Genomic DNA, 24,396 nt, shown 5'->3' on the forward strand with positions numbered 1-24,396 from the left:
TAAGGGCAAAATAACACATGATCATTTGTACGGAAGATCACGATCATTGGAGGTAATATGAGATACGAAAATGTCAAGAAGACCGACCCAGCGGTCTACGATATCATGCGCAAGGAATGGCACCGCCAGCAGGACGGCCTTGAACTGATCGCGTCAGAAAACTTCGTCTCGGAATCGGTAATGGACTGCATGGGCAGCCACCTGACGAATAAATACGCGGAAGGGCTGCCGGGTGCGCGCTACTACGGCGGCTGCCAGTTCGTCGACGAAATTGAACAGCTGGCCATCGACCGCGCCTGCGAACTCTTCGGCGCCGAACACGCCAACGTCCAGCCTCACTCCGGTGCCCAGGCCAACACAGCGGTCTACCTCGCGCTGCTCCAGCCGGGCGACACCGTCATGGGCATGGCCCTCGATCAGGGCGGCCACCTGACCCACGGCTCAAAGGTCAATTTATCGGGCAAGCTCTACAACTTCGTTCCTTACGGGGTCGACAAAACGACCGAATTAATCGACTACGACGCTTTTGAAGCGCAAGTCAAGGAAGTGAAACCTAAACTCGTCGTCGCCGGCGCTTCCGCCTATCCGCGCATCATTGACTTCGAACGCATGGCCAAAATCTGCCACGACAACGGCGCCCTTTACATGGTCGACATGGCTCATATCGCAGGACTCGTCGCTGCAGGCCTGCACCCGTCGCCGGTTCCGGTCGCCGATATCGTCACGACGACAACACACAAGACCCTGCGCGGGCCGAGAGGCGGCCTCATCCTCTGCAAAAACGAATTTGCCAAGGCCATCGACAAAGCCGTGTTCCCAGGCACTCAGGGCGGCCCGCTGATGCATACCATCGCCGCGAAAGCCGTCTGCTTCAAGGAAGCGATGACCGACGACTTCATCGCCTATCAGAAGCAGATCGTCAAAAACGCCGCGGTGCTCGCAGATGAACTCGCCAAACGGGGCTTCCGCATTGTCTCCGGCGGCACCGACAACCACTTGATGCTCGTCGATGTATCTGCCGTCGGCATGACCGGCAAAGAAGCGGATGAAACCCTCGAATCTGTCGGCATCACCGCAAACAAAAACACAATCCCCTACGACACCCAGAAGCCTTTCATCGCCAGTGGTGTCCGCGTCGGCACGCCGGCCGTCACCACCCGCGGATTGGTCGAAGACGACATGCGCGTCATTGCCGACATCTTTGAAGACGCGCTGATCAAGAAGGATTCGGACGCGGCGAAAGCCAAAGTCAAAGCCCTGACCGACAAATACCCGCTGTACCCGGATCTGATGTCTGACGACTGATGGCAGACCAAGATTACAAAACCGTACTGACCGCTGCCGAGGCGGAGCAGACGATCAACAAGTCCCGGTTCATCGGCGTCGTATTTCACGCCGAAACCGAGGATGACGTCGCCGCGGAAATCGCCAAGCTCAGAAAAAAACATTTCAAGGCCACCCACGTCTGTTCGGCCTACGTCCTGGGCACTCAGCCGCCGCGGGAAAAGGCCAGCGACGACGGCGAACCCTCAGGCACGGCCGGCCGCCCCATTCTCGACGTCATCCTCAGGCGGGAGCTGAAAAATGTCGGCGTCGCGGTGGTCCGGTATTTCGGCGGGGTTAAGCTCGGCGCCGGCGGACTGATCCGCGCCTACGCCGGAACAGCGTCCCTCGTCCTCGATCACGCGCGCATCGTCGGGAAAATCTGGTCTGATACCGTCCGCGTCGTGATCCCCTACCCGATGTACGGCGGATTAATCCAAAAACTCGCCGCCTCGGGCAAGGCCTCCTGGCAGCCGGTGCAGTCGCGTTTTGAAGAAACGGTCACTTTGGATTTTGAGGTGCCTGTCGGCGAAACGGCTGAATTCGCCGCATTTCTAACCGACCAAACCGCCGGTCAGGCGGCAATCACCACGGGCGAAGCGAAATGGGTCGACACCTTGATTGCCGCGCCGAAAAAATAGTGGCCATACAGAAAATATGCAGCTTTTGTCAATCCGGCAAGAGCTGTTTTTTATACCTTAAAATTAAAATGTACAAAATAAAAACGCGCCCTGAATGATTCAGAGCGCGCTGAAAACGCGATATCCTCGCAAATTGAACCGAACTGAGCTACTGCAGCACCATGTTCAGGAAATTCTGAGTTCGTTCGTTTTTCGGATGGTTGAACACTTCTTCCGGCGGTCCCTCTTCGACGACGACGCCGCCGTCAATGAAGATCGTCCGGTCGGAAACTTGTTTAGCAAAACCCATTTCGTGGGTCACGACAACCATCGTCATCCCTTCAGACGCCAATTTTTCCATGACGCGCAGCACTTCGCCGACCATTTCCGGGTCGAGGGCGGAAGTCGGTTCGTCGAAAAGCATGACGTCCGGATTCATTTCAAGGGCGCGGGCGATCGCGACACGCTGCTGCTGCCCGCCGGAGAGCTGTCTCGGATAAGCGTCCGCTTTGTCGAGCATGCCGACGCGGTCGAGCAACTCATCGGCCTTCTTGTCCGCTTCTTCCTGGCTCATGAGTCCAAGCTTGACCGGTGCGAAGGTGACGTTCTTTTTGACCGTCATGAACGGGAACAGGTTGAACTGCTGGAACACCATGCCGATGTTGCGCCGAACGAGGTCGATGTCGACCTTCGGATCGGTGATTTCGTGGCCATCGACCACGATGGAACCACTGGTGGCCACTTCAAGTCCATTGAGGCAGCGCAGCATGGTGCTCTTGCCGGAGCCGGACGGCCCGATGACGCAGACCACTTCCCCTTCTTCGACTTCGAGATTGATGTCCTTGAGGACTTCAAGATCGCCGAATTTTTTCTGTAAATTTTTAACGATAATCTTAGGCATCTGCTTTCAACCTCTTTTCAATACGTTTGGAAATGGTTGACAGAATCATGATAATGATAAAGTACATGACCCCGACGATGATCCACACCTTAAAGGATTCCAGATTGTCCGCGATGATTAAGCTCCCGATTTGCGTCAGTTCCGCCATACCGATAACCGACAGAATCGAGCTGTCCTTCAACGTGATGATGCACTGATTGACAATCGCCGGCACCATGGTGCGCACCGCCTGCGGCAAAATAACACTGCGCATGGCCACGCCGTGAGACAGGCCAAGGCTGCGGGCCGCTTCCATCTGGCCCTTATCGACGGATTCAATCCCGCCGCGGAAAATTTCAGCCAGATAAGCGCCGGCATTCAGCGTCAGGGTGATGATGCCGGCCGTCATGGGTTCCATGCGGAAATTCAGCGCACTGGTAATCCCAAAATAAATGAAGAACGCCTGAACGATAATCGGCGTTCCTCGGATGATGTCGACGTAAACGCGCGCGACAGCGCGGGCCCCCACAGCTCTGGACACGGAAAGCATCCCGAAAAGAAGCCCTAATATCGCGGCGAGTACCAGCGATATCAGGGTTGATTCCAAAGTCACTCCAAGTCCCTGGAGCAGGCGGGGCCATGATTGTGAAAGTAATTCAAAAAAACTCACAATGACCTCCAAAAATAATGATGATTCGGCTTATTTGCTGCTTGTCTTGATGTATTTGTTGATGATCTTGTCGTATTCGCCGTTCTTCTTCAGGTTCTTCAGACCTTTATTGAACATCTTGAGCAGCTTCTGATTTTTGCCTTTCTGAACAGCAAAACCGTAGGAATTGCCAGCCTGGAGATCGCCGACGATTTTCAGCGGCTGACCTTTTGTGATGGCGTAGCCGAGGACCGGATAATCTTCGAAGCAGGCAGCGGAGTGTCCGGACTTGACGTCTTCGTACATGTTCGCGCTGCTCTTAAAGGTCGAAAGGGTGTAGCCGTATTTGTCTTGGTTTTCTTTTGCGAAGGACGCGCCTTCCGTACCGGCCTTAACCGCAACATTCTTGCCCTTTAACTGATCGTAGCTGGTGATGCTGGAATCATTCTTGACTGCCATGCCGATCCCGGAGTCAAAATACGGATCTGAGAAATCAAATTTTTTCTTGCGTTCGTCTGTGATGCTCATGCCAGCGATCACGGCGTCGCTCTGGCCGCTTTCAAGAGACTGAACTGCGCCGTCGAAACCGAGCGCCTTGACGGTGTACTTAAATCCCTGATCCTTTGCGATGGCCTTGAGCAAGTCCATATCGATCCCGACGCGCTTGCCCTTGCTGTTTTCAAATTCGAAGGGAGCGAACGTGGTGTCCGTTGCGATGATGTACTCATCGGAGTTTGAGCTGCTGGATGATCCACAAGCACCAAATGTCATGACAGTGACCAAGGCAAGTGCAAAAATCAGGCCCAATTTCAAACCTTTTTTCATAAAAATCCTCCAATTTTTATTGTGTTTTGCTGCTCCGTTAAGAAAGCATTAAAACAGTTTTAAATTACTTTTAATTTTATCATCTTTGTATACCTGGTGCAATTCAAATTATTAAAAAGTGCTTAACTTAAACAGAAATTTCCTGTTATTTTTCGTCGAATACGCTGAATTTATATACAAAATCTGCATGTTCCTCTTTTGGTGGCACACACGGCGTAAATTCGTTTAACCCCTTAAGCTTTCTAAGGTTGAATTAAATTGTATACAATTGACTTTTACCCATGCCTTTGCTAAAATTTATAAAAATAAATAAATTGTATCCAAAATTCACGGCTGCACGATAAACATGCAAGGAGGTTAAGTTCAGATGGCGAACGATCCATTTACCCAGGCTTTTATTCGTAAATACGCGTCGCGGACCGTTGCGCGGGATCAGATCCCGATGGAAACCTACCAGGCCCACAAGGTCAGTCAAGGGCTCCGAGACGAAGAAGGCAACGGACTTGTGGTCGGACTGACCAATATTTCCCGAGCTGACGGTTTCGAAAGCGTTGATGGCAAACGCGTCCCCTGCGAGGGCAAGCTCTGGTATCGCGGCATCGATATTAACGACATTATCAGCGGCTTCACCCAGTGCCGTTTTGGGTACGAATCCGCTGCGTTTTTGCTGCTCTTCGGCGATCTGCCGACTCAGGATGAGCTCAACGACTTCCGCGATGTGTTAGACAGCCAGCGCGCGCTGCCGCCGCATTTTGTGCGGGACATCATCATGCACTCGCCTTCCAACGATCTGATGCGCATGCTGACCCGCTGTGTGCTTTCCCTCGGCGCCTACGACGACAACAGCGAAGACACCTCACCCGAATACGTGCTCGCCCAGAGCATCAAACTCATCGCACAGTTTCCGCAGCTCGTCATGTACACCTATCAGGCGTACAACCACTACATCAAAGGCAATTCTTTGTATCTGCACCGTCCCCACACGAATATGTCCACATCAGAAATTCTCTTGAGCCTCCTCCGTCCAGACCGGAAATACACGGACCTCGAGGCATGGGTGCTCGAAGTGGAACTGATTCTTCACATGGAACACGGCGGCGGCAACAACTCGACTTTTGTCGACCGCGTCGTCTCTTCGACCGGCACGGACACTTACTCGACAATGGCGGCGGCCATCGGTTCTCTCAAAGGGCCGAAGCACGGCGGACAGATTCTGCTCGTGCCCGAAATGATGGAAGACCTGGCAGAAAACATCGCAGGACCCGGAGATATGGCCGGCATCAAGCGCTATCTCTCCGCGCTGCTCGACCACAAGGCCTTTGACAAGAGCGGCAAGATTTACGGCATCGGCAACCCGGTGTATTCCATCTCCGACCCGCGCGCTGAGATTCTACGCAAGTACGGCGAAAAACTCGCCAAGGCGAAAAAACAAAACGACGTATTTGATATGTACGCGGCCGTAGCGGAACTCGCGCCCAAAATGATCAACGAACGCGGCCTTTACCACAAGCCTGTCTGCGCAAACATCGACTTCTTCAGCGGATTTGTCTACCGCATGCTCGACATCCCGCCGGAACTCTACGTCCCGATGATCACCGTCGGCCGCATCGTCGGCTGGAGTGCGCACCGCATCGAAGAAATCGTCAACGGGAAAGTCATCATGCGTCCGGCTTATGAAAGTTTGATTCCGGAACGCAGACCTTTCGTTCCGATCGAAGCGCGGCACGAAGGCGGAAAATAATTTACATGCTTAAGTCATGTAATTCTGAAAGCATTTACAGCGCGAAAAGCCGGATAAATTCCGGCTTTTTTATTTACAACAATTTTCATTTATGATAAATTGTGCATTGTAATCAATTGTTTTAATTTTCGAGTTACATTTGGTCGACCACTTCTTGAAGCATTTGACAGACAAGCCAGTGCAACTCAACAGGAGGTTTAGTGATGGCAAGAAAATTATCCAAAAAATCCGTAGCGTCAGCTGAAACAAAGAAAACAGAAGTCAAAGCTGCACCGAAAGCTGAAGTCAAAACAGAAGTCGAAACAGCAGTAAAGGCTGAACCGAAAAAAGACAAAGCCGAAGCGGCTAAAACTGCCGCCAAGACTGTCGCCAAAACAGCGGTCAAGGCTGCAAAGAGCACTGCAAGTACGGCCAAAACCGGTGCCAAAAAAACGGCTGCAAGACGCAGCTCCAGCCGTGGCTACAAAAGTGAAGTCATTATCCAGCGCAGCGATTTCGAAGTGACATCATCAGGACTGGTTGACGAAGTCAAGGAAATCTGGACGAAAGAAATGGGCAACCTCGTCCGCGATCTCAAGGACGTGAAAGTCTACGTCAACACCGAAGAAGCCATGGCTTATTACGTCATCAACGGCGAAGTCAACGGCAGCTTCGCGCTCTAAGCGCCATGGACGCACAGCGGCTTAACGCCGCTGTTTTTTTTTGCTTAAATCATCTCATTACTGAAGGATTTTCACCTGACACGCCGCCATCGTTTGAAGTGCCGCCGCGTGGCTTTCAGGGGTGACGCCGGCACAGCACCGTGCGTCAACCGCAATCGGCACTTCTGGCAGAAACGCCTTGAGCATCAGCGCGTTAGATACGACACAGATGTCCGTACACAAGCCGACGAGCTCGATTTCAATATCGCGTCCAGCGGCGATTGCCGCTATGCGCTCCGCAAGGGCCACCGAGCCGAAGCTCGGCTTTTCGACGACGTGATCCGGCGGAATCATGGCCGCAATGCGCGGCTCGAGGGCCCAGCCCGGCGTCCCTTTAATGCAGTGGGGCACCGGCAGGTTTTCGCCCTCCTGGGTGTCCAGATAATTTGCCCGATGGGTGTCCTGGGTTGCGTAGACGTTCGCCTTTGGCGTTGCCGCGATCTTGTCGATTACCGGCTGCACAATGGCTTCCGCCTCTTTAGTGCCAAGAGCGCCGTCGATAAAATCCTTCTGCATGTCGACGACAATCAAAATCCGTTCCATACGCACCTCCGTTTGACAAAAATAAATTTAAAGAGCGGCCAGTCCGCGTTTGAGGTCCTCGATAATGTCGTGGACGCTTTCGAGCCCGACGGACAAACGAATCATGCCGCCGTCAATTCCCGCTGCTACGAGCTGTTCGTCGGTGAGCTGGCGATGGGTCGCCGACGCCGGGTGCAGCACACAGGTACGGATGTCGGCGACGTGGACTTCGTTGGACGCCAATTTGAGGCTGTCCATGAATTTCACCGCCTGCGGCCGTCCACCTTTGACGACGAAGGAGATGACGCCGCTCGTGCCGTCCGGCAAATATTTTTCAGCCAACGCGTGATAGCGGTCCCCTGGCAAGCCCGGATAAGTCACAGACGCGATTCCGTCCGCCTGTTCGAGGAACGTCGCCACCTGCATCGCGTTGTCGCAGTACTGGCGCATCCGCACCGGCAGGGTTTCCAGTCCGAGATTAAGCAGAAATGCCGAGTGTGCCGCCGGGTAGCAGCCGAAATCGCGCATCAGCTGCATGCGCGCCTTGGTGATGTAGGGCGCGTCAGCGTATTTATCCGTGTAGACAATGCCGTGGTAGCTTTCATCCGGTTCGGTAAATTCGGGGAATTTCCCGTTGGTGTAATCGAATTTGCCGGCATCGACGATCATGCCGCCGCACTGCAGAGCGTGGCCGTCCATGTATTTACTCGTCGAGTGGGTCACGATGTCGGCGCCCCATTCGAAAGGACGGCAGAGTACCGGCGTTGCAAAGGTATTGTCGACGATCAGCGGCACGCCGTTGGCGTGCGCAATCTTCGCAAATTTTTCGATATCGAACACCGTAAGCGCCGGGTTGGCCAAGGTTTCGCCGAAAACGGCTTTGGTGTTGGGCTTGAAGGCCGCCTGAATTTCTTCTTCCGAAGCCTCTTCGTCGACGAAAATGCATTCAATGCCGAGGCGGCGCAGCGTGATGTTAAACAAATTGAGGGTCCCGCCGTAGACCGAGGGCGTCGCGATGAAGCTGTCCCCCGCCGCACAGAGGTTTAAAATGGCGAGCAGATTGGCCGCCTGTCCGCTGGACGTCGCCATCGCACCGACACCGCCTTCCATATCGGCGACCTTAGCTTCCACCGCCATGACCGTCGGATTCGCGAAGCGCGAGTAAATGATGCTCTTCGTCGGGTCGTCGAAAACGCCGGCGACTTCATCCGTCGAATCGTAAACGTAAGTCGTGCTCTGCACAATCGGGACCACCCGCGGGTCTCCGTTTTTCGGCGTGTAGCCCGAGTGCAGACATTTCGTTTCCATATCCATGATCACACATCTCCTTCCAATTACCTAGTGTTTTAATATGAATGTTGACTCATTTACTATGTTTTAATTCTAGTTTATCAAAAAACGGCGGTCAAGAAAACGTTAAATTGATAAAAGCTCTTCGTCTGCCCTTCACCCTTGCACAGCGGCCCGTCACAGGCTTTTTTTAAAAGCCGCGAGAAAAGTCTCGGCCGCTTTTGAAAAGATGCGGTATTTCTTCCAGACGAACACGGCCCCCACCGATACCCTCGGCTCAAAAGGTACAAAGTGTAAATGGGGATCATCGATTTGGTACAGGCCGTGAATGCTCACGGCACAGGCACATCCGGTGCGCACCAGTTCCGCGCCGTTGCCGATCAAGTCGAACCGCCCCACTACATTGAGGTCTGCCGTCCGCATCTCTCCGCCGGACCATTCCTCCACGTCAAAAGTTGCGTTATTCTTCCGCGACGAGAGGAGCAGCGGCATGGCCTTCAGATCTTCAGGCCGAATGGCGCGCCGCTTGGCCCAGAGACTGCCTGCCGGAACGACGACGCCGACCTCCTCCGTCTCGGGCAGGCGCAGGTAATCGTAAGCGTCGAGGCGCACTGGTTCGAGCAGCAGGGCAAAATCCACGAGGCCCCGCTCCAGCTGCTCCTGAATCACGTCGACGTTGCCGCTGGAAATCTCACAGGTCAGCTTCGGGTATCTTTCGTGAAGCGCGGCGAAGGTTTCCGTCACCAGGTGCATGATTTTCGTCTCAGCCGCCCCGATGCGTACACACCCCGACACGTCCTCGTTTTTTCTGGCAAATTCCTCCTCGGTCTGGTCGACGAGAGAAAGGATTTCCATCGCGCGCTGCTTCAGCCGCATGCCCTCCTCGGTGAGCAGCGTGCTGCGGTTGGTCCGTACGAAGAGCTTCGTGTCGAGCTCATCCTCGAGATCGGCAATCTGACGCGACAGCGTCGGCTGGGTGACGTGAAGGACATTCGCTGCCTCCGTCATGTTTTCGTCCTGGGCCACCTCTAAAAAATATTTCAACGATCGAATTTCCATTTGCACCCCTCTATTCCCGCATCGCAATGTGGTTACTCTTGATATACAAAAATATTATATCATGCTTTTCAACATAAGCATTTCACATTTTAACTTTTTGGGGTTAAGATAAACGTGTCAAAAAAATTACACCACTGGAGTCCACCTATGGATGAAAAACCAGACAAAATCTCGTGGACGCTGGCTGCAGCGCTGACTTCATCAAGGCCTACGCCGCTTTGAACAAGCCGAGCGTGCAGATCCGCAGGCTACGCGAGCACCGCAGAGTGCTGCTGTCGGCTATCCACGACACGCAAAACAAATTGGATTGTCTCGATTACTTGATTTACACCAAACGGAAACAAACCCATTAGATTCAAGAAAGGAAATGAACAATGGAAAAACAAACAGCTGGACGCGACGCCCTCGGCGATTTCGCGCCGAAATTTGCAGCACTTAACGACGACGTACTTTTCGGAGAAGTCTGGGCCAGAGAAGACAAGCTCTCCCCGAAACTCAGAAGCATCATCACCGTCTCGGCCTTGATCGGCAAAGGGATGGTCACCGACGCTTTGAAGTTCCACCTGCAGAGCGCCCGAAAAAACGGCGTGAGCAAGCAGGAAATGGCTGAGCTTTTGACCCACATCGCCTTTTACGCCGGATGGCCCAACGCCTGGGCCGCCTTCCCGATGGCGAAGGACGTGTACGCTGACGACACGACACCGGAAAGCCACGGCGGCTTTTTCGGCCTGGGTCAGCCCAACGACGCCTTCGCCAAATACTTTATCGGTCAGTCCTATTTGAACCCGGTGACCAAGCCGGACGACCCGCTGGCGATTTTCAACGTCACCTTTGAACCGGGCTGCCGCAACAACTGGCACATCCACCACGCCACCTCCGGCGGCGGCCAGATTTTGATCTGCGTCGACGGCGAAGGCTGGTATCAGGAAGAAGGCAAACCAGCACGAGCCCTCAAACCGGGCGACATCGTCGAAATCCCGCCGGAAGTCAAACATTGGCACGGTGCCGCAAAGGACAGCTGGTTCTCCCATCTGGCCTTTGAACTTCCCGGGGAAAACACGTCCAACGAATGGTGCGAACCCGTCGGCGACGACGTCTACCTCGCGCTTTAAACCAGGGGGGACCAATCATGCCCCTATCCGCCGATATTTAATATATCTGCCAAAAAACTGAGCCGGCCTGTAATACAGGCCGGCTCGGTTTCACATATATTGTTTTCAACGTATTCTTATTTCAATGCCCTTTAAAATAATTTGTTTCATCTGCCACAATTAAATCACCAAAATGCGCATTACCCCAATCACACATCACTGTAAGAATAGGAATCAACGTTTCGCCGTAGGGCGTGAGTGAATATTCCGTCTTTGGCGGAACCACTGGATAAACCTCACGATGGACCAAACCGTCAGCTTCGAGCTGTCGGATCTGCTGCGTCAGCATTTTTTGCGTAGCTTGGGGAATTAGTCGTCTGAGTTCCGAAAATCGAAGTGTCTTTCCAATGAGATCGTAAAGAATAATCGGTTTGTATTTGCCGCCTATGACGCTCAGTGTTGCCTCAACCGGGCAATGAAAAATACGTTCTTTCTTCTCATTTTTATTGTGCATACGCTGCCTCCATCATTTACTATTGCGGCTGTACCAGTTGTTCGTGATGATCTGATGCAGCGCTTCAACTCTCTATATATCATAACAGAAATGCAGGTGTCCCTGACATTCATTCGACAAGCTTAATGTTTAAAATCCTTGCCGTAGTTCCAGCATTTTGCTATGACTTTTCCCGTTGAAAGGTACTGCGCGCTTTGAAATTCAAACAGCACCGGGCTGACCTTTTCATAATCAATTTTTCCGCGTTCGTTAAGACATTCTTCCTGCACATACGTGTGGACAGGTTTGAGAATGAAGTCGTGAAAATTTCCAACTGTCATCATCTGTTCCACCTTACAAGTCATGCAAACAGGTGCTACTTCTACAATTGGTGCCTTCTCCAGTTCGTCCATATGCCAGGCAAATGTTTTGGATTTATCGATTTTTTCCGCCTTGACTATGCCGCACCAATCTGCTGCCTTCAACATTGAAGCGCTGACCAAGCTAACTGAAACGACACCATTTTTCTGAATCGCAGCATCGTCCAACTTGTGTGCTTGGTCCACGCTGATCATCAAACGTCCGTGTTCAGCCACACCAACGTGTGCAATCGGGAGAAAATTCACTCTCCCATCCTCAAGCATCGTCCCCACAATCGTCGTTGGCATCGGGTACAACCCCATTACACTTCCAATATCTTTCTGCATAATTGTCATGCTCCTTTCATCTGATAACGGTATAAATTGTCTTATCGATATACGCATTTTACATCGTTCTAACGTATTGTGGAAGTACGCACAATGATGTGCCATAGGTACAAAAAAGTAAGTATCCTGATCTCCTTGAACAAAAAAAGACTCTAAGAGAACTCAGAGCCTTATGCGTCAACTATGGCCATTCCGGTATAACAGTAAATGGTGTCAGTCATTCTGCCCACCCTTTGCTTTGTATTGCTCCTTCAAATTTCGAATATCTTCTTCATGTTTATTTTTCATCCGTTCTAATTTGTATATACGTGCCCGCCATTTTTTGCGTGCCGAAAGGACCACAAGAATCTCAAAAATCTGCTCTATATTTGCCCAAGTTTCCGGCAGGTATTCACGAGCCAGATCCCCGTCGTATTCAGATCAGAAGCCTGCCATTGACTCGTCTTATCGCAGGATGGCTTCAGGCACGAAGCCGATTCATCTTTGTTACAAAGCGACCAGCAGGTAAAACTGATGCCGTTATTTGTCAAAAGGGTCATCCACCGATTTGCATTGTCGATGTCGTATCCGCCGTTTCCCGATGCGTCGCAGATCCCAAATTCCGAGGCAAAAATTGGCGTTTTGCTGTCGACCGCCTGCTTCAATTTATTCTGGACATCGTCTCGGTGCGTGCCGGCGTAAAAGTGGAGTGTGTACATGACGTTTTTCACGCCAAGGGGCTTCTTCGCCACTTCGTCGATATCCTGCGACCAGGTGTTGGTGCCGCAGAGGATGATCGCATCGCTGCCGCTGTCCCGGATTGTTTTCGAAACGGTTTTGCAATAGGTGTAAAGGTCCCGGCCGCTGCCGTCGAACCATTTGGTATGCGTCGGCTCGTTGCAGATTTCAAAAATCACGTGCGCATTATTTTTGTACTTGGCAGCATAGGTTTTGAAAAAGTTCTGGACTTGGGCGAGATCGTCGTTGGGATTATAATTCAGAACGTGCCAATCGATAATGACGTACATGCCCAGTTTGTCGGCCGCTTTGACCGCGGTTTTAATTTTCGCGTCCATTTTCGCCTGACTGCCCTCGAGGTAGCCGCCCTCTCTCGGATAGACCGCAAGGCGAACCGTGTTGATGCCCCATTCGTCGCGGAGAGAGCGCATCGCTTTCTGGTTCACGTACTGCGGATACCACTGAAGCCCGTGGGTGCTGACGCCGCGGAGCTGAACGTATTTTTTGTGTTTGTCGAGGATAACCGGCTGCTTAAATCCTTTCGCGTGACCGACCGAAAGCCTGCCGTGCTGGCCGAAGGGCGTTTTCGAACGCGCCATGGGTTTATTCTTCCCCTTTACCGCATAGCGCAGCCGGGTTCCGCTCGCGTCCGCCCGAAAAGCCTTGGAAGCCGCCACGCTGTTCTGTTTGGCCGCCACTTGGCTAATCCCGTCAAATCCAAAGGCGGTGGAACTCAAAATCAGGCTGCAAAGTGCGAGTGCCGTCAAGACGCGTCTTTTATTCATTTTCTTTTTCATACTGAACTCTCCTATTTTGGCGATGATCATCGTATTCATTATATCATTGTCCGGCGGCGCGCATTTCATCAAAAAAATAAAAGCCCTCACGGGCTTTTATTTTTTATCTCAAGTTTAAACTAGCACAGCTTCGCGCCAGCCGGAATGTGATCGTCGAGGATCAGCAGGTGAAGTTTTTCTTCCCCTTCTTCTTCGTGGACAGCGGAGATCAGCATACCGCAGGATTCGATCCCCATCATCTTCCGCGGCGCGAGGTTCACGATCGCGACGCAGGTGCGGCCCACCAATTCTTCCGGTTCGTAGAATTTATGGATGCCGGAGAGGATGGTGCGGTCCGTGCCGGAGCCATCGTCCAGGGTGAACTGGAGCAGCTTCTTGCTCTTCGGCACCGCTTCGCAGGCCTTGACCTTGACAGCGCGGAAGTCCGCTTCGCAGAAGGTGTCAAAATCGATTTGATCTTCCATTAGCGGTTCAACCTTGACCTTCGAGAAGTCGATGACTTCATCGGAGCCTTCGACTTTAAAGCTCGGCTGCTTCTTCGGCTTTTCGCCGTCCAGCGGTTTCATCGTCGGGAGACGTGCCCCTGAACTTTGTAACCCTTCATATCCCTCCATCACTGCCCGTCCAGAGGTCCTTCGGCGGGGACAAATTTCACACGCGTTCGTATCTCTCCATAACTTTTGGTAAATCGTTGGTAATCCGTTGGTAAGCGTCACTTTTTACCAAACGAATCGGAGAAATTCCGCAACTCACGGTCCCGCAGGTCCTTTGTCACGTCCGCGTAAATGTTCATCGTCGTTTGCGCGTCTGCGTGCCCCAGAACGTCCTGCATTACCTTCACGTTTACTCCCTGCTCCACCATTCTTGTTGCGAATGTATGTCGCAGGTAGTGGCAGCTGAAATGTGGCAGCAGAACCGGGTTGGCGTTATTGGCAGCATTGTCCAGCACCTCGAAGTTGCAATCGCGGATTATCCGGCGGAGGGCCTTGTTCACTGTGCTTTGGTGATACACCTCGCCGAAGCGATTCAGAAAAACAAAGTTGGTATATCCGTCAATGACGGACTTGCAGGTTATCCCAAACTCTTTCTGCAACTGCTTCTCTTCCAGAAAGGCTTCCCGAACCCTCGGAACCATCGGAATGATTCTTTCCCCCGCCTTTGTCTTTGGCGTGTTGATGGCAAAGGTGCAGACGGTGTTTTCCTGCCGATGCGAATAGTAGACAAGGGTATGGTTGACCGAGATTTCATTCTTCTCGAAGTCAACATCTTCCCAGCGCAGGCCGGTAATCTCGCCGACCCTCATGCCCGTCCAGAGCATGCCCTCTACAATCGGGTACCAGTGATGCATCGGTCCCGGCTTTTTCAGAAACCGTTCCAGAAGCTCCTGCTGCTCCTGTGTTAAGGCCCTGCGCTTCAAGCCATCGCCTGCATGTGCCTTCTTCAGCTCCCGGAGGGCATTGTCTGACGGGTTATAGCGGAGGTAATCGTCCTCAACTCCCACCTGCAACACCTGATGGAGGACCGTATGAACGTTGTCGATGGTTGCCGACTTGAGTCCCCGGTTGTCGGAGAGGCTGTTGTAGAAGTTCCGCACATCCGACCGTTTCAAGTCCTGAATCCTGCGCTCGCCAAACCCCGTCGAGACAAACTCGGTGTACATGTAGCAGTAATTGCAGAACGTATTATCTTTCAGCCCGCGTTTCAGCTTCTTCCACATGCCGAACAGGTCATTTATCGTCAGGTTTTTCGCGTCTGCCCGGATGTGGTCAAGCGAGTCCTTCCGGACCGCGTTTTCCTTCTCGCGTAGCTCGTCCAGTGACTTTGCATAGACGGAATGGCTTACGCCCGTCCCGTCCTTCCAGCGATACTCGTAGGTCTGGTTCTTCCTCTGGTATTCTCCCTCCTTCAAAACTCTGTGTTTGTTATCTTTCCGTCTTTCCATCCTGTGGTCTCCTTTCCACAAGACAGAAGCACGTACCTGCTTTTATTTTACCAAGCACGTGCTTCTACGTCCAGCTTTCTGAAATATCCCTGAAAGAATGGTCAAATGGAATAGCTCTTCGCAAGGTACTCGTCGAGCAGGCGGCGCTTTATCAGGCGCTTGCTGCCGTTCCAGAGCACGAACTTGCAGTTCTCGTCATCCGTGATTTGCCGCAGCTTCCCGGTCCCGATGCCGGAGTAGGCGGCGGCTTCCTCCAATGTCAGGTTGGACTTTTCCCAAATCGGCACCTCTGCCTTCATCGTGTCCTCCTTTCCTCACACCTTGAAACGCAGAATCGCGCGGAGGAGCTTTCCCTGAAGGTAGGATTTCATGTACATGTCAACCCCGCGCTCCACATGACCGGCGGCGTCCATGAAGGAATGGGTGCAAAGCCGGTCAATGAACCCGTCAAAGTAGTCCAGCACTTCCGTTGTTTCCAGCAGGCAGCCTTTTGTGGCGGCGGCCACGGTCTCATACGTCAACATCGTCAACCTCCTCTCCCCTCAACAGCATGCGCAGCTGTCGAAGTGCCTTAAACCTGCGATACTGGACGGTGGAGCGGGGGCGGCCCAAAAAGGACGCGATGCGCTTGTCTGTCCATCCAGCGAAGTAGGAGAGAAGTACGATGGACCGGTCATCCTCCTGCAACACCGCCAGCGCGTCCGCAAGCTCTTCATCCACAACCCCGATGGAAAGCCCGCAGACCTCGAAAACAACCTCAGCCGGCGGAAACGCCTGCTCGTCCGGGACGCGGAGACGATTGAGTTCCGCTTCGCTCATCTCGGAAAACAGCTTCTCCCTCCGTTGGTTCTTTGCCATCTCGCGCATCAGGTCCGTCCGCGCGTTTTTCAGAGTCTTCTTGCAGAAGGCGCAGAACATCTGCACGACCGCCTTTTTCTCATTGTCAGATATCATTTGGTTCCTCCTTTCTTCACTTAGTTCACGGAATCAAGGAGCGTTTTTGCCAAAGTGTCTGAAAACAGAAGCGTCCCGGCGGGATTTCCGCAGGGACGCTTCTTGAAGCTAGGACGGATTTTGCGATTGCAGGAACCCGGCAGAGAGCCTTCCGGTGCTACTCGATGCCCAGCTTCTTCCTCATCGCCTTCCGCATTTCCAGACCGTTCTCGCGGCGGCGGTTCGTTCCTTTGAACTCGATGGGAAAGCACCGCTCCAAGATGCGGTCGAATACGCGGCACCAAGGGTCCTCGCTCCTCGCATGGGAGATTCGATTCAGCGTAAAGTTCGTGGTAATCACCATCGGCTTCCCGTTCTTATAACGGCCATCGACAACCGTGAACACGTGCTCCATCATGTACTCCGTGCAGCGCTGCGTGCCGAGGTCTTCAATGAGCAGCAGGTCCGTGCCCAGAATCCGGTCGAGATTTCTTCTCCGGTCCTCGAAGGACGATTCCATGGTGGACACGATGTAACCGATATCCGTCTGCAACGCGCTAAACCCGAGGTCGATGACAGCGTTGGCGATGCAGGAGGACATGAACGACTTGCCGGTCCCCACGTCTCCCCAGAGCAGAAGGCCGTTCGGGTCCTGCCTGTCGAAGGTCGCAGCAAATCTCTGGCAGGCAGATGACTGAAACGGGTTGCGCCCATCGTCCTTCTGGAAGGTGCAGACCTTGTAGAACCCGCTGTTCGGGAAACATTCGTTGCGAAGCCGCTCCGCCCTCTCGGCGAGGGCCTTCCGCTTCTCCTGCTCCTCCCGCTCCCGCTCCCTCCTTTTCTCGCAGTCGCAGAGAACATGGACAATGTGTCCTTCCTTTTCATCAAAAATCGGGGGAAGGCGCATTTCCTTCGGCTTCCCGCAGACCCCGCAGATGAGGATGCCGTCCTCGTTCCGAAAATCCGCCCTGCCGGCTGCACCGGCAGCCGTTCCTTCCTTCTCAGTTCCCATACCTGCTGTCCTTTCTGCCACATCGCCCGACAAGACGCTCAGAGCCGTTCTGTGGGGTTAACCGCCCACGCCATGTGTTTCCCCTCATGTGGGGGAGAAACAGGGCGTCAAATGCGTCCTGACAGGCTCCTGCGGGGTTCTTTTAATAAAGGTCCTCTTCAAGCATCTGCACCGCCTGCTCCCGGCTGCACCCGTACCTGCGCATAATCTCCTCGGGAGTCGGAACACGCGAAGCGGGGGTCCTGCCACCAGACGGCAGGGATGCACGGGCCGGCTTCTCATGCAGATTCCACGTCTCCGCCAGCTTCTTCCAGTCATCCACCGGCCTGCCGTTCTTAGTGACCCAGCCGCGCTTTTCGTTGACCTCAAAGAACCTCCGCGCATCCACGGAGAGTCCGTGTGAGTGAAAGTACTCCTGAACCTCTTCCAGAGATGGAGCCGTCCTTACAGCTGTAGATGGAGATAGATGTTCTTTTTCTTCATCTTCATCTACATCTGTATGCGTGACGGGAGCGTGACTAACGCGTATGTCACGCGTGACACCCCTCTGAGCTGGGGAAATGCTGCCTGTCTCCATCTTTCCTCCACAATTTGCTGCACACGACTCCACTATTTCTTCATGCCCTGCCTTCATCGTTTCTTCACTGTCCGCCGGGTTCGGTTGGGTCTCCCCAAGGAGCAGCTCGCCTTCGTCGTTTCGGGGAAGCCCCTGCCCAATCATCAGCTCGCCGCCCATAAGCTGCTCGCGCTGCTTCTCTCGGAAGCGGCGCTGCCGCTCGCGGTCGGCGGCCTTCTTCCGGTCCATCGCTTCGATGTTCTGGTGCTTTTCCCAGTTCGGCATCGTGATGGTGTCGTTGATGATTTCAATCATGCCGTACTGCTCGAAGGTGGCGAGCGCAAGGCGGATGGTGTTCAGCGGCCGGCGGAATATCGCAGCCAGCATCTCGTCCGTGTAGGGAATCCGGTCGTTCATGAGAAAGATGCCGTCGGTGCAGTGCTTTCCAGCAAGGCAGAGGAGCTTGAACCAGATGACGAGTATCGAGTCGTGCTCTGGAAGGGTTTCAATGAGCAGTATCTTCTCGTCATCAAAGATATTGGTCGAAAGCTTTATCCATTTCATGCCAGCCATCTCGTTTGTCCTTTCTGCTAGATGCGGGGCAATCTATCGTGCTTGTATGCTACTTTACTAGGTTGCTACTATACTATCTTTCTACACGCAAACCGGGCATGGTTTCCAGTTCACAGTTCCTTCATCGCCCATAAGTGACACGTGAAAAGCGTCCTCCGTGCCAGCCAGGACGAAAACTTGCGTCTGTGAAGACGGTGCGTTATAGTAGGCAGCGTCCTTTCTGCTTGGAACTGTGTTCCGGGGCAGACAAGAAAAGGCCAGCCTTCCCGGCTGGCCTTTTCACGTTGCGTCTGTTTTCCCCATACGAAACCTATTGCAAATCTGACGCCCCGTCTCCCATGCCCGCCTTCCTGCCGACAGGCGGTTTTTTGCGGAAGGCATCGCAGCGCTTCTTCGCATCCTCCGGCGTGGACTCCGAAAGGACAACCGGCGGCTGACTTCCGCCGATGGCTTCCTCTAGCCAAGCCTGAAACAGCTCAAGGTTAAGCTCCTGCCATCCGCATCCGACCGCCTGCACCACAATTTCCCCGATGGTGTTCTGGAAGGCCGTCTTCCACTTTCTCTCCCTCTCCCGCTCCTTTCGGAGAAGGGCTTTCCTGCGGGCTTCGAGCCGAACGATTTCATCCTTCTTCTTTTCTATCTTCTCGTCGTAATCAGAAATTGTGGCCATAAGAATCCTTTCTCTCATCCGGAGCCACCTGCTATTTTGCCATTGACGCCCGCAGTTTCCAACCCTTCCGACGGCCTTCGAGTTTTGTTTGGAACTCTACGGCCATCGAAAGCATTGAAAACTGCTTCAAGCGGCGGACAGTCCTTCTCCTCGGCAGGAACCTCTTGGCGGGCGTGTAGAGGATGTGGATGTTACTGCCTTTCTATTTTACAAGAATGGTAGTTTGCTATATTTGTAGTATGGAAGTATGGCAAGCGGCTGATAGGAGACATGAATGGCACGCTACGTCTACACTCGCGAGGTTTCTGGCATGGAAGGCAGGTCCGTGATGGATGGCTACCTTGAGTCCACTCCCGAAGAGGACCGGATGGACATGGCCGGAGACCAGATAATGGTCGGCTTCACCGGGAATGGCTATCTTGCGTTCTGGAAGCGTTGCAGAGAACAGGAACTCCATCTGGCGTGGAGCCGAGCCCGTTCGGTCATCACCGACACCTACACCGGCGAGGAAAAGGTCTGGTAGCGGAAGGACGCTGAGGGCGGCAAGGGAGACTGACTATGGAAAACGACCGGGCAACCAACGCGGTTAAGGCAAGGGGCGGGTGCCCGGTGCTGGCCGCCGGGCCAGATTCAGCCGCGTAACATTTCAAGAATTTGCCTTCGGGCGGAAAGGACGAACACAGATGTTCACGATTCTGTTTCTGAACCAGAAGGGCGGCGTCGGGAAAACCACCATCGCCGACGAGCTTGCTTTTGCGCTTGAGCGCCGGGGCAGGACCGTGGCGTTCGTCTCCACCGACCCGCAGGGAGGAAGCGTACACGAAGCTTGTCTGGAACCGGAGCAGGCAGAACAGTGCGACTTCCAAGTAGTAGATACCGCCGGAGTCCTCAAGGACGGAATTCGCGAATGGTGCCGCGATGCGGACCTCATCCTAATTCCGATGCTTCCGAGCACGCGGGACATGGAACCAACCATGCGGACCTACGAGCTGGCGAGGGAATCCGGAACACAGGCGGGCATCTTCCTTTTGATAAACAATTTCTATGTCTTCGGAAGCCTTGACCGCGAGCTGGTGGCGTATCTGGAAGAGGAAGGCATTCCGGTCCTCGCCAAGATTCCACGTGCCGCAGCCCTGTCCCGGGCGGCGGCAGCCGGAAAGTCCGTAGCAGAGTACAACAAACGCTGTCACGCCATCCCCGCACTGGAAGAGCTGGCGGACAAGGTAACGAAGGAAGCGGAGAAGCATCATGAGTAATGCATTTATGGCATCAGCCGAAAAATCCAAGCGCGAGCAGGAGAAAATCAGAAACCGTGGAGAGCGCGGCAGGTCAGACGGAAAGGAAGAAATGAAGGTTCTCAACATCCGCATCCCTGCCGACCTCCATTACAAGGCGAGCCTGCACCGCCTTGAGACCGGCGAGAGCATGACCCAGCTCATCACCCGTCTGTTGAAAAGGGAACTGGGCTAAAGGCTTCGCGCAGAGAGCAGACCCAAGAAAAGGCCGGAGCAAACAAAGCGCCCGGCCTTTTCTGGTTTCCGGCGCTACCGGAAACCCCGCATAAGGGAGGGAGGAAAACGGTGCGGCGGCACACCGTTTTCCTCCCTCCCTTATGCTCTCGCACTGATAGAATATCAGTGCTCACCAGCTGCGCTGCTCTTCGAGTTGCAAGATGTAGGAAGCGTGGCCACAAACTCCACTAAAGTGGAGTTTTGTCCTCCCTTCCATCTTGCTCGCGGAGTGCTTTAGGAGCCTTCCGTGAGTGAAAAGAAACCGCCGATTTTCCGTGGCGGAAAATTCCGGAGTCGGCATTCTGCCCCTCCGGTTTCGTTCATCTAGTAAACGGCGGCGGCACCGTTTGGAAAGTAAGGAGAAGCGATTGGAGAACAGAAAGATATGGCTGAAGGTTCGCGTGACGGAGAAGGAACGAAAAACCATCAAGCGCAAAGCGAGAAAAGCGGGGATGACGGCATCCGATTACGTGCGTCATTCACTCATCCACTCGCGGGACGGGACGATAAACGTCATCGACACCACGCCACTCAGGGATGCCGTTTTCGAGTTGACAAAGCAGGGCGTCAACCTGAACCAGTTTATGAAGTTCCTCAACACCTACGGGGTAAAGGCCTTCGATGCCGAGCGCGCAGAACAAGTATTGAGCCGGGAGTGCGATTTGCTTCTTGCCGTAGAAGACGCACTCTCCGCCTTGCTGCGGGAAGCCGAGAAGGGCAACGTATTTATCATGAAAGAAGACGGCGCAATTCCGGCGGAGAAGGATTTCCAGTGAGAGAACCCGGCTCTTGCAGAAAGGGGGTTTTGCCGTTGACCATCATCAAACAGACCAGCGTTTCCAGCGGCCGCCATCAGAAGAACCTGCGCAACTACATCAACAACGACAAGAAGGTTCTGCTGCGGGACAGCCAGAACATGGACCTCTGCCCGGACCTGAAACGCTGGGCGTGGTTCATGGACAAAACGCGGGAGAGCTTCGGTCACAACAAGGCATCACGGAAAGGCAAAGACGGAAAGACCGCCAAGAACACGATTCTCTATCACCAGATACTCGGCTTCAATCCCGACGAATGCGACCTCAACGGCGGAACCCTCCGCCCCGAGGACTGCATGCGGTACGCAAAGGAGTACATCTCCACCTACTATCCGCACCAGCAGGTGGTCATGGCCCTTCACAACGAGTTTTGCAAGGCGGACGGGACGCACCGCTACGCCGTCCACATGGTCATCAACCGCAGCGACCTGTCAACCGGAAACCGCCTGAACGAGGGACGCGGGGCGGATGCAAAGCGGGCGCGCGCAAAGCGGATTCGGTCAATGGATGGGGCGTGGAATCTACGGCAGGTGGAGGAGGGTGCAAAGAACTCTACCGTCCACGCAAAGCAGCCATCCAAAGTCGAGCGGGCAATCGCCGCACGCGGCGGTTCCTCCTACAAGACGAACCTGCGCGAACTGTGCCGTCTCGCCGCCACGAAGGCGGAAAGCATCTACGAGTACCGCGAGCAGCTGGAATCATGGGGCGTCGATACGCAGTTCCGGAACGGAAGGCTGTACGCAACCGACCGGGACAACGCCCGCTACTCCTTCTCGATAAAAAAACTCGATGCCCTGCTGGACGAGACGGGGCTTCAAGCAGCCTTCCGCAGCAACCTCGCGAAGGATATACGAGGGAGGGGAGCCAGCGCGGCAAATACGGCGCGGCAGAAGCAGGAAGCGCAGGCGCATGTCCAGAACCTCACGAAGCAGTATCTCGGCGAGATACGGCAGGCGTATCAGGAGTACCGCAGGGAGGTCCATGCCATGAAGGGCCGGACCTTGGAGGAAATTCCGAAGCTCAGGCTCAGGCGTCCGCCGGAGGATATCGCAAACGACAGCGAGGTTCGCAGAGACCTGCTTGCCTACTGGCGTGGAGCGGACGAGCTGAGGGCTGAAATGGCAGCCGATACCCCTGTGCGGAAGTCTCAGACAGGGCGCTCCCGTGGCGGTAGCGGACAGGTGGAACAGGGAAGGCAGCGTGGAGGTGCCGCCCGTGACGCCGGGCACAGAAACGACGAGCGAGGATAAGGAGCCACATGGTGTCAAAGACCCACAGGACACAAATGCAACGCCTGCGTGAAGCCCACCCGGAGCTGCAACACCTTCCGGACGCCGTACACAGGATAGCCAGAAGGCAGGAAATGCCCCTCGCCAGCGTCATAGCCGCGAGCGGCATGAGTTCTTCCGGCTTTTATGCCGCAATGAGGAACAGCGAAGACTTCCGCCGTCTTCCGAATCTTGGAACGTTCTTCTCTCTCGCAGACGCACTGGGTGTTTCTCCGGAAAAACTTCTGTCGGAAATGCGCACGCTGGCCGCCGAGGACAGCGCGCAGAACAAAGCAATCGGTTAAGGAGGTCAAAATGGCCATGCAGAGCAGGGAAGCGGCAAACGAGCTTTATCAGGAAGGCTTCGCGGACGCTGCGAACGACGAGAACACCCTTGCGGAAGAGGAGCTGAGCGGCTCCGATATCGTTGGGGCACTCCTGAAGGTGCAGGAGTCTATTGACAGGCAGGCGGAAAAGAACGAACAGACTGCCGAACAGATGCGACAGATGCTCAGCCAGATGAGGGATGTGCTGGATGAGGTGCAGCGCATGCGGAACGATGCGGCAGACAGCACCCGTGTCGCACAGCTCGCCGCGTTAAGCGGCGTCAGCAAGGTGCAGAAGGATGCTGAGGAGCTGACTGTCAAGAGCATCGGTGAGGTAACCGAACGCAACAGGAAATACATCGACACCTTGGTTCTGGAATCCCGCCGCCGCATCGAGCGTCTCGGGATGATAACCCTGCCAGACAGGCTGTTCTACTACGGGAAGTGGACGGTCCTGATACTCGCGCTCTGCCTTCTGGGACACGCCATCTGGCAGATTGTCGCATAAGCTGAAAGCGGGCCAGCCCATCCGGACTGGCCCGCTACTATTCCTCTATCGCTCGTTTGGATGACGCAGGTCTTGTTCCTGCCCCCTGCGCTCTTCGAGCGCGTCTGATGCGGCCCGCGCTTCCGACACCTCACCGTAAAGAGAGATGCCCCGCTCTCCCTGCGGGTCCCTCGGGTTCTCCGGTCCCTTCCGATGGAGGTATTCGAGCACGTCATGCCGCTCGCCTATTTCCGTCAGCGTGGCAGCCTGCGCACACTCGGCGAACCATGGGAACACCTCATGCAACTCGTCTACTACAACATAAGCTTCCATGTATGACATGGGACTCTCGGACTCATAACCGGAGTATTGTGAATGAGTAAACCCATGCATTTCCATGAACCCCTTGATATCCGACCATGCCCTCTTGTAAGCGGATTGTGCGTTGTCGGTGGAAGGGTAGTGCTGCTTCAGCAGCTCCACGTCAAGGTCAAAGTGAAACTCTTTTCTGCCGTATTCCATACAGTGGCCTTACTCGGCACACAGAAGGCGCGGGCGGACCCTGCCGATGACGGCGAGGTAGTCCTCTCCCTGTGCGTCCCCCTCGAACGTCACCCAGCTCCTCACGTTCTGCATGACCCATTTCTGCTTGGAGAGGTCGCAGACGGCGGGGCACTGCGCGCGGAAGCCGGAGCGCGCGTCGCGCGCCTGCCACGTTCCGCGCCCGACGCGGACGTTGCCGTAGGGCTCCACGAAGGCCCCCACGCGGTCGTAGAGCTCTTCCGCAGTGGTCCCGTGCGCAGCGGCCTTTCTCTCGTCGAACTCGATTGTAAAATGCCAAAGAGATGTCTGCAATGTAGCCATCGCTATACTCCTTTCTTACTATCA

Annotated in this window: 31 protein-coding genes and 1 pseudogene; 13 read left to right on the forward strand and 19 right to left on the reverse strand. The window is 54.3% G+C overall.

What is annotated here, in order from left to right:
- The first annotated feature begins 57 nt into the window (after positions 1-57).
- Both FYJ52_RS04955 and FYJ52_RS04960 read left to right on the forward strand, forming a co-directional pair.
- Entirely contained in the window at positions 58-1,305 is a 1,248-nt protein-coding gene (locus tag FYJ52_RS04955; RefSeq protein WP_154576150.1) for a serine hydroxymethyltransferase, read from the forward strand.
- Positions 1,305-1,964 (forward strand): YigZ family protein, encoded by a 660-nt coding sequence (locus FYJ52_RS04960; protein WP_154576151.1) that lies wholly within the window; start codon positions 1,305-1,307, stop codon positions 1,962-1,964. The genes FYJ52_RS04955 and FYJ52_RS04960 overlap by 1 nt, the downstream gene beginning before the upstream one ends.
- A gap of 148 nt (positions 1,965-2,112) precedes the next feature.
- On the opposite strand, the gene FYJ52_RS04965 is transcribed toward FYJ52_RS04960, so the two are convergent.
- Genes FYJ52_RS04965 through FYJ52_RS10025 form a run of 3 tightly spaced genes read right to left on the reverse strand, consistent with a single transcriptional unit; the run spans position 2,113 to position 4,297 of the window.
- Positions 2,113-2,844, reverse strand: a complete 732-nt coding sequence (locus FYJ52_RS04965; RefSeq protein ID WP_154576152.1) for an amino acid ABC transporter ATP-binding protein — start codon at positions 2,842-2,844, stop codon at positions 2,113-2,115.
- Positions 2,837-3,493, reverse strand: a complete 657-nt coding sequence (locus FYJ52_RS10020) for an amino acid ABC transporter permease (protein WP_328598767.1) — start codon at positions 3,491-3,493, stop codon at positions 2,837-2,839. The genes FYJ52_RS04965 and FYJ52_RS10020 overlap by 8 nt, the downstream gene beginning before the upstream one ends.
- A gap of 30 nt (positions 3,494-3,523) precedes the next feature.
- A complete protein-coding gene (locus tag FYJ52_RS10025) occupies positions 3,524-4,297 on the reverse strand; it encodes a transporter substrate-binding domain-containing protein (RefSeq protein WP_205960761.1) in 774 nt (257 codons plus the stop codon).
- Between the two features lie 367 nt (positions 4,298-4,664).
- On the opposite strand from FYJ52_RS10025, the gene FYJ52_RS04975 reads away from it, so the two are divergent.
- Together FYJ52_RS04975 and FYJ52_RS04980 are read left to right on the forward strand one after the other, a co-directional pair.
- Positions 4,665-6,038 (forward strand): citrate synthase, encoded by a 1,374-nt coding sequence (locus tag FYJ52_RS04975; protein WP_154576153.1) that lies wholly within the window; start codon positions 4,665-4,667, stop codon positions 6,036-6,038.
- A 203-nt stretch (positions 6,039-6,241) separates the two neighbouring features.
- The gene (locus FYJ52_RS04980) at positions 6,242-6,700 is read left to right on the forward strand and encodes a DUF6465 family protein (RefSeq protein WP_154576154.1); all 459 of its coding nucleotides are present in this window, start codon (positions 6,242-6,244) and stop codon (positions 6,698-6,700) included.
- Positions 6,701-6,757: 57 nt separating this feature from the next.
- On the opposite strand, the gene FYJ52_RS04985 is transcribed toward FYJ52_RS04980, so the two are convergent.
- The 3 genes from FYJ52_RS04985 to FYJ52_RS04995 all read right to left on the reverse strand — a co-directional run bounded on the left by FYJ52_RS04985 (position 6,758) and on the right by FYJ52_RS04995 (position 9,610).
- Positions 6,758-7,282: a cysteine hydrolase family protein gene (locus tag FYJ52_RS04985; protein WP_154576155.1), complete on the reverse strand. Its 525-nt coding sequence runs from the start codon at positions 7,280-7,282 to the stop codon at positions 6,758-6,760.
- A 27-nt stretch (positions 7,283-7,309) separates the two neighbouring features.
- Complete coding sequence (locus tag FYJ52_RS04990) at positions 7,310-8,575, reverse strand: O-acetylhomoserine aminocarboxypropyltransferase/cysteine synthase family protein (protein ID WP_154576156.1); 1,266 nt, start codon at positions 8,573-8,575, stop codon at positions 7,310-7,312.
- 153 nt (positions 8,576-8,728) lie between these two features.
- Entirely contained in the window at positions 8,729-9,610 is an 882-nt protein-coding gene (locus FYJ52_RS04995) for a LysR family transcriptional regulator (protein WP_154576157.1), read from the reverse strand.
- Positions 9,611-9,783: 173 nt separating this feature from the next.
- On the opposite strand from FYJ52_RS04995, the gene FYJ52_RS05000 reads away from it, so the two are divergent.
- Together FYJ52_RS05000 and FYJ52_RS05005 are read left to right on the forward strand one after the other, a co-directional pair.
- On the forward strand, positions 9,784-9,963 hold the full coding sequence (locus FYJ52_RS05000; protein ID WP_205960762.1) for a hypothetical protein: 180 nt from the start codon (positions 9,784-9,786) through the stop codon (positions 9,961-9,963).
- Between the two features lie 21 nt (positions 9,964-9,984).
- Positions 9,985-10,722, forward strand: a complete 738-nt coding sequence (locus FYJ52_RS05005; RefSeq protein WP_154576158.1) for a carboxymuconolactone decarboxylase family protein — start codon at positions 9,985-9,987, stop codon at positions 10,720-10,722.
- A gap of 121 nt (positions 10,723-10,843) precedes the next feature.
- Here FYJ52_RS05005 and FYJ52_RS05010 read toward each other — a convergent pair whose 3' ends face one another.
- The 11 genes and pseudogenes from FYJ52_RS05010 to FYJ52_RS05060 all read right to left on the reverse strand — a co-directional run bounded on the left by FYJ52_RS05010 (position 10,844) and on the right by FYJ52_RS05060 (position 19,101).
- Positions 10,844-11,215, reverse strand: a complete 372-nt coding sequence (locus FYJ52_RS05010) for a winged helix-turn-helix transcriptional regulator (RefSeq protein ID WP_154576159.1) — start codon at positions 11,213-11,215, stop codon at positions 10,844-10,846.
- Positions 11,216-11,337: 122 nt separating this feature from the next.
- The gene (locus FYJ52_RS05015) at positions 11,338-11,901 is read right to left on the reverse strand and encodes a flavin reductase family protein (protein WP_154576160.1); all 564 of its coding nucleotides are present in this window, start codon (positions 11,899-11,901) and stop codon (positions 11,338-11,340) included.
- 362 nt (positions 11,902-12,263) lie between these two features.
- The gene (locus tag FYJ52_RS05020) at positions 12,264-13,415 is read right to left on the reverse strand and encodes a glycoside hydrolase family 5 protein (protein WP_205960763.1); all 1,152 of its coding nucleotides are present in this window, start codon (positions 13,413-13,415) and stop codon (positions 12,264-12,266) included.
- 119 nt (positions 13,416-13,534) lie between these two features.
- A pseudogene (locus FYJ52_RS05025) lies at positions 13,535-13,987 on the reverse strand (hypothetical protein); the annotation flags it as partial.
- 140 nt (positions 13,988-14,127) lie between these two features.
- A complete protein-coding gene (locus FYJ52_RS05030; protein WP_154572384.1) occupies positions 14,128-15,357 on the reverse strand; it encodes a tyrosine-type recombinase/integrase in 1,230 nt (409 codons plus the stop codon).
- Between the two features lie 101 nt (positions 15,358-15,458).
- Complete coding sequence (locus tag FYJ52_RS05035) at positions 15,459-15,656, reverse strand: excisionase (RefSeq protein ID WP_154572383.1); 198 nt, start codon at positions 15,654-15,656, stop codon at positions 15,459-15,461.
- Positions 15,657-15,671: 15 nt separating this feature from the next.
- Entirely contained in the window at positions 15,672-15,881 is a 210-nt protein-coding gene (locus FYJ52_RS05040; RefSeq protein ID WP_154572382.1) for a helix-turn-helix domain-containing protein, read from the reverse strand.
- The gene (locus FYJ52_RS05045; RefSeq protein WP_154572381.1) at positions 15,868-16,311 is read right to left on the reverse strand and encodes an RNA polymerase sigma factor; all 444 of its coding nucleotides are present in this window, start codon (positions 16,309-16,311) and stop codon (positions 15,868-15,870) included. Before FYJ52_RS05045 ends, FYJ52_RS05040 begins: the two co-directional genes overlap by 14 nt.
- Before the next feature lie 157 nt (positions 16,312-16,468).
- The gene (locus FYJ52_RS05050) at positions 16,469-17,302 is read right to left on the reverse strand and encodes an ATP-binding protein (protein ID WP_154572380.1); all 834 of its coding nucleotides are present in this window, start codon (positions 17,300-17,302) and stop codon (positions 16,469-16,471) included.
- Positions 17,303-17,444: 142 nt separating this feature from the next.
- Positions 17,445-18,431, reverse strand: coding sequence for a phage replisome organizer N-terminal domain-containing protein (locus FYJ52_RS05055; protein ID WP_154572379.1), 987 nt, complete (start codon positions 18,429-18,431; stop codon positions 17,445-17,447).
- A gap of 310 nt (positions 18,432-18,741) precedes the next feature.
- Positions 18,742-19,101, reverse strand: coding sequence for a hypothetical protein (locus FYJ52_RS05060; protein ID WP_154576161.1), 360 nt, complete (start codon positions 19,099-19,101; stop codon positions 18,742-18,744).
- Between the two features lie 274 nt (positions 19,102-19,375).
- Here FYJ52_RS05060 and FYJ52_RS05065 point away from each other — a divergent pair, with 274 nt between their 5' ends.
- From FYJ52_RS05065 to FYJ52_RS05090, 7 genes are all read left to right on the forward strand, one after another.
- On the forward strand, positions 19,376-19,624 hold the full coding sequence (locus FYJ52_RS05065; RefSeq protein ID WP_154572377.1) for a hypothetical protein: 249 nt from the start codon (positions 19,376-19,378) through the stop codon (positions 19,622-19,624).
- A 160-nt stretch (positions 19,625-19,784) separates the two neighbouring features.
- Positions 19,785-20,357 carry a ParA family protein gene (locus FYJ52_RS05070; RefSeq protein WP_154572376.1) on the forward strand — a complete coding sequence of 191 codons (573 nt, stop codon included), beginning with the start codon at positions 19,785-19,787 and terminating at the stop codon, positions 20,355-20,357.
- Positions 20,350-20,571, forward strand: coding sequence for a hypothetical protein (locus tag FYJ52_RS05075; RefSeq protein WP_154572375.1), 222 nt, complete (start codon positions 20,350-20,352; stop codon positions 20,569-20,571). The genes FYJ52_RS05070 and FYJ52_RS05075 overlap by 8 nt, the downstream gene beginning before the upstream one ends.
- A 409-nt stretch (positions 20,572-20,980) precedes the next feature.
- Positions 20,981-21,388, forward strand: coding sequence for a plasmid mobilization protein (locus FYJ52_RS10030; RefSeq protein WP_205960764.1), 408 nt, complete (start codon positions 20,981-20,983; stop codon positions 21,386-21,388).
- A 35-nt stretch (positions 21,389-21,423) separates the two neighbouring features.
- On the forward strand, positions 21,424-22,677 hold the full coding sequence (locus FYJ52_RS05080) for a relaxase/mobilization nuclease domain-containing protein (RefSeq protein WP_205960765.1): 1,254 nt from the start codon (positions 21,424-21,426) through the stop codon (positions 22,675-22,677).
- Positions 22,678-22,685: 8 nt separating this feature from the next.
- The gene (locus FYJ52_RS05085) at positions 22,686-23,000 is read left to right on the forward strand and encodes a hypothetical protein (RefSeq protein WP_154572373.1); all 315 of its coding nucleotides are present in this window, start codon (positions 22,686-22,688) and stop codon (positions 22,998-23,000) included.
- A gap of 10 nt (positions 23,001-23,010) precedes the next feature.
- Positions 23,011-23,529, forward strand: coding sequence for a hypothetical protein (locus tag FYJ52_RS05090; RefSeq protein WP_154572372.1), 519 nt, complete (start codon positions 23,011-23,013; stop codon positions 23,527-23,529).
- Positions 23,530-23,574: 45 nt separating this feature from the next.
- Here FYJ52_RS05090 and FYJ52_RS05095 read toward each other — a convergent pair whose 3' ends face one another.
- Together FYJ52_RS05095 and FYJ52_RS05100 are read right to left on the reverse strand one after the other, a co-directional pair.
- Positions 23,575-24,030, reverse strand: coding sequence for a hypothetical protein (locus FYJ52_RS05095; protein ID WP_154572371.1), 456 nt, complete (start codon positions 24,028-24,030; stop codon positions 23,575-23,577).
- 9 nt (positions 24,031-24,039) lie between these two features.
- Entirely contained in the window at positions 24,040-24,372 is a 333-nt protein-coding gene (locus FYJ52_RS05100; RefSeq protein ID WP_154572370.1) for a hypothetical protein, read from the reverse strand.
- Between the last annotated feature and the right edge of the window lie 24 nt (positions 24,373-24,396).

Origin of the sequence: Pseudoramibacter porci (genome assembly GCF_009696145.1) — a bacterium.
GTDB classification, from domain to species: Bacteria; Bacillota; Clostridia; order Eubacteriales; family Eubacteriaceae; genus Pseudoramibacter; species Pseudoramibacter porci.

Excerpts from the sequence above, each read along its gene's own strand:
- FYJ52_RS04955 (WP_154576150.1), top strand. The coding sequence starts at position 58 with ATGAGATACGAAAATGTCAAGAAGACCGACCCAGCGGTCTACGATATC.
- FYJ52_RS04960 (WP_154576151.1), top strand. The coding sequence starts at position 1,305 with ATGGCAGACCAAGATTACAAAACCGTACTGACCGCTGCCGAGGCGGAG.
- FYJ52_RS04965 (WP_154576152.1), bottom strand. The coding sequence starts at position 2,844 with ATGCCTAAGATTATCGTTAAAAATTTACAGAAAAAATTCGGCGATCTT.
- FYJ52_RS10025 (WP_205960761.1), bottom strand. The coding sequence starts at position 4,297 with ATGAAAAAAGGTTTGAAATTGGGCCTGATTTTTGCACTTGCCTTGGTC.
- FYJ52_RS04975 (WP_154576153.1), top strand. The coding sequence starts at position 4,665 with ATGGCGAACGATCCATTTACCCAGGCTTTTATTCGTAAATACGCGTCG.
- FYJ52_RS04980 (WP_154576154.1), top strand. The coding sequence starts at position 6,242 with ATGGCAAGAAAATTATCCAAAAAATCCGTAGCGTCAGCTGAAACAAAG.
- FYJ52_RS04985 (WP_154576155.1), bottom strand. The coding sequence starts at position 7,282 with ATGGAACGGATTTTGATTGTCGTCGACATGCAGAAGGATTTTATCGAC.
- FYJ52_RS04990 (WP_154576156.1), bottom strand. The coding sequence starts at position 8,575 with ATGGATATGGAAACGAAATGTCTGCACTCGGGCTACACGCCGAAAAAC.
- FYJ52_RS04995 (WP_154576157.1), bottom strand. The coding sequence starts at position 9,610 with ATGGAAATTCGATCGTTGAAATATTTTTTAGAGGTGGCCCAGGACGAA.
- FYJ52_RS05005 (WP_154576158.1), top strand. The coding sequence starts at position 9,985 with ATGGAAAAACAAACAGCTGGACGCGACGCCCTCGGCGATTTCGCGCCG.
- FYJ52_RS05010 (WP_154576159.1), bottom strand. The coding sequence starts at position 11,215 with ATGCACAATAAAAATGAGAAGAAAGAACGTATTTTTCATTGCCCGGTT.
- FYJ52_RS05015 (WP_154576160.1), bottom strand. The coding sequence starts at position 11,901 with ATGCAGAAAGATATTGGAAGTGTAATGGGGTTGTACCCGATGCCAACG.
- FYJ52_RS05020 (WP_205960763.1), bottom strand. The coding sequence starts at position 13,415 with ATGAAAAAGAAAATGAATAAAAGACGCGTCTTGACGGCACTCGCACTT.
- FYJ52_RS05030 (WP_154572384.1), bottom strand. The coding sequence starts at position 15,357 with ATGGAAAGACGGAAAGATAACAAACACAGAGTTTTGAAGGAGGGAGAA.
- FYJ52_RS05035 (WP_154572383.1), bottom strand. The coding sequence starts at position 15,656 with ATGAAGGCAGAGGTGCCGATTTGGGAAAAGTCCAACCTGACATTGGAG.
- FYJ52_RS05040 (WP_154572382.1), bottom strand. The coding sequence starts at position 15,881 with ATGTTGACGTATGAGACCGTGGCCGCCGCCACAAAAGGCTGCCTGCTG.
- FYJ52_RS05045 (WP_154572381.1), bottom strand. The coding sequence starts at position 16,311 with ATGATATCTGACAATGAGAAAAAGGCGGTCGTGCAGATGTTCTGCGCC.
- FYJ52_RS05050 (WP_154572380.1), bottom strand. The coding sequence starts at position 17,302 with ATGGGAACTGAGAAGGAAGGAACGGCTGCCGGTGCAGCCGGCAGGGCG.
- FYJ52_RS05055 (WP_154572379.1), bottom strand. The coding sequence starts at position 18,431 with ATGGCTGGCATGAAATGGATAAAGCTTTCGACCAATATCTTTGATGAC.
- FYJ52_RS05060 (WP_154576161.1), bottom strand. The coding sequence starts at position 19,101 with ATGGCCACAATTTCTGATTACGACGAGAAGATAGAAAAGAAGAAGGAT.
- FYJ52_RS05065 (WP_154572377.1), top strand. The coding sequence starts at position 19,376 with ATGGCACGCTACGTCTACACTCGCGAGGTTTCTGGCATGGAAGGCAGG.
- FYJ52_RS05070 (WP_154572376.1), top strand. The coding sequence starts at position 19,785 with ATGTTCACGATTCTGTTTCTGAACCAGAAGGGCGGCGTCGGGAAAACC.
- FYJ52_RS05075 (WP_154572375.1), top strand. The coding sequence starts at position 20,350 with ATGAGTAATGCATTTATGGCATCAGCCGAAAAATCCAAGCGCGAGCAG.
- FYJ52_RS05085 (WP_154572373.1), top strand. The coding sequence starts at position 22,686 with ATGGTGTCAAAGACCCACAGGACACAAATGCAACGCCTGCGTGAAGCC.
- FYJ52_RS05090 (WP_154572372.1), top strand. The coding sequence starts at position 23,011 with ATGGCCATGCAGAGCAGGGAAGCGGCAAACGAGCTTTATCAGGAAGGC.
- FYJ52_RS05095 (WP_154572371.1), bottom strand. The coding sequence starts at position 24,030 with ATGGAATACGGCAGAAAAGAGTTTCACTTTGACCTTGACGTGGAGCTG.
- FYJ52_RS05100 (WP_154572370.1), bottom strand. The coding sequence starts at position 24,372 with ATGGCTACATTGCAGACATCTCTTTGGCATTTTACAATCGAGTTCGAC.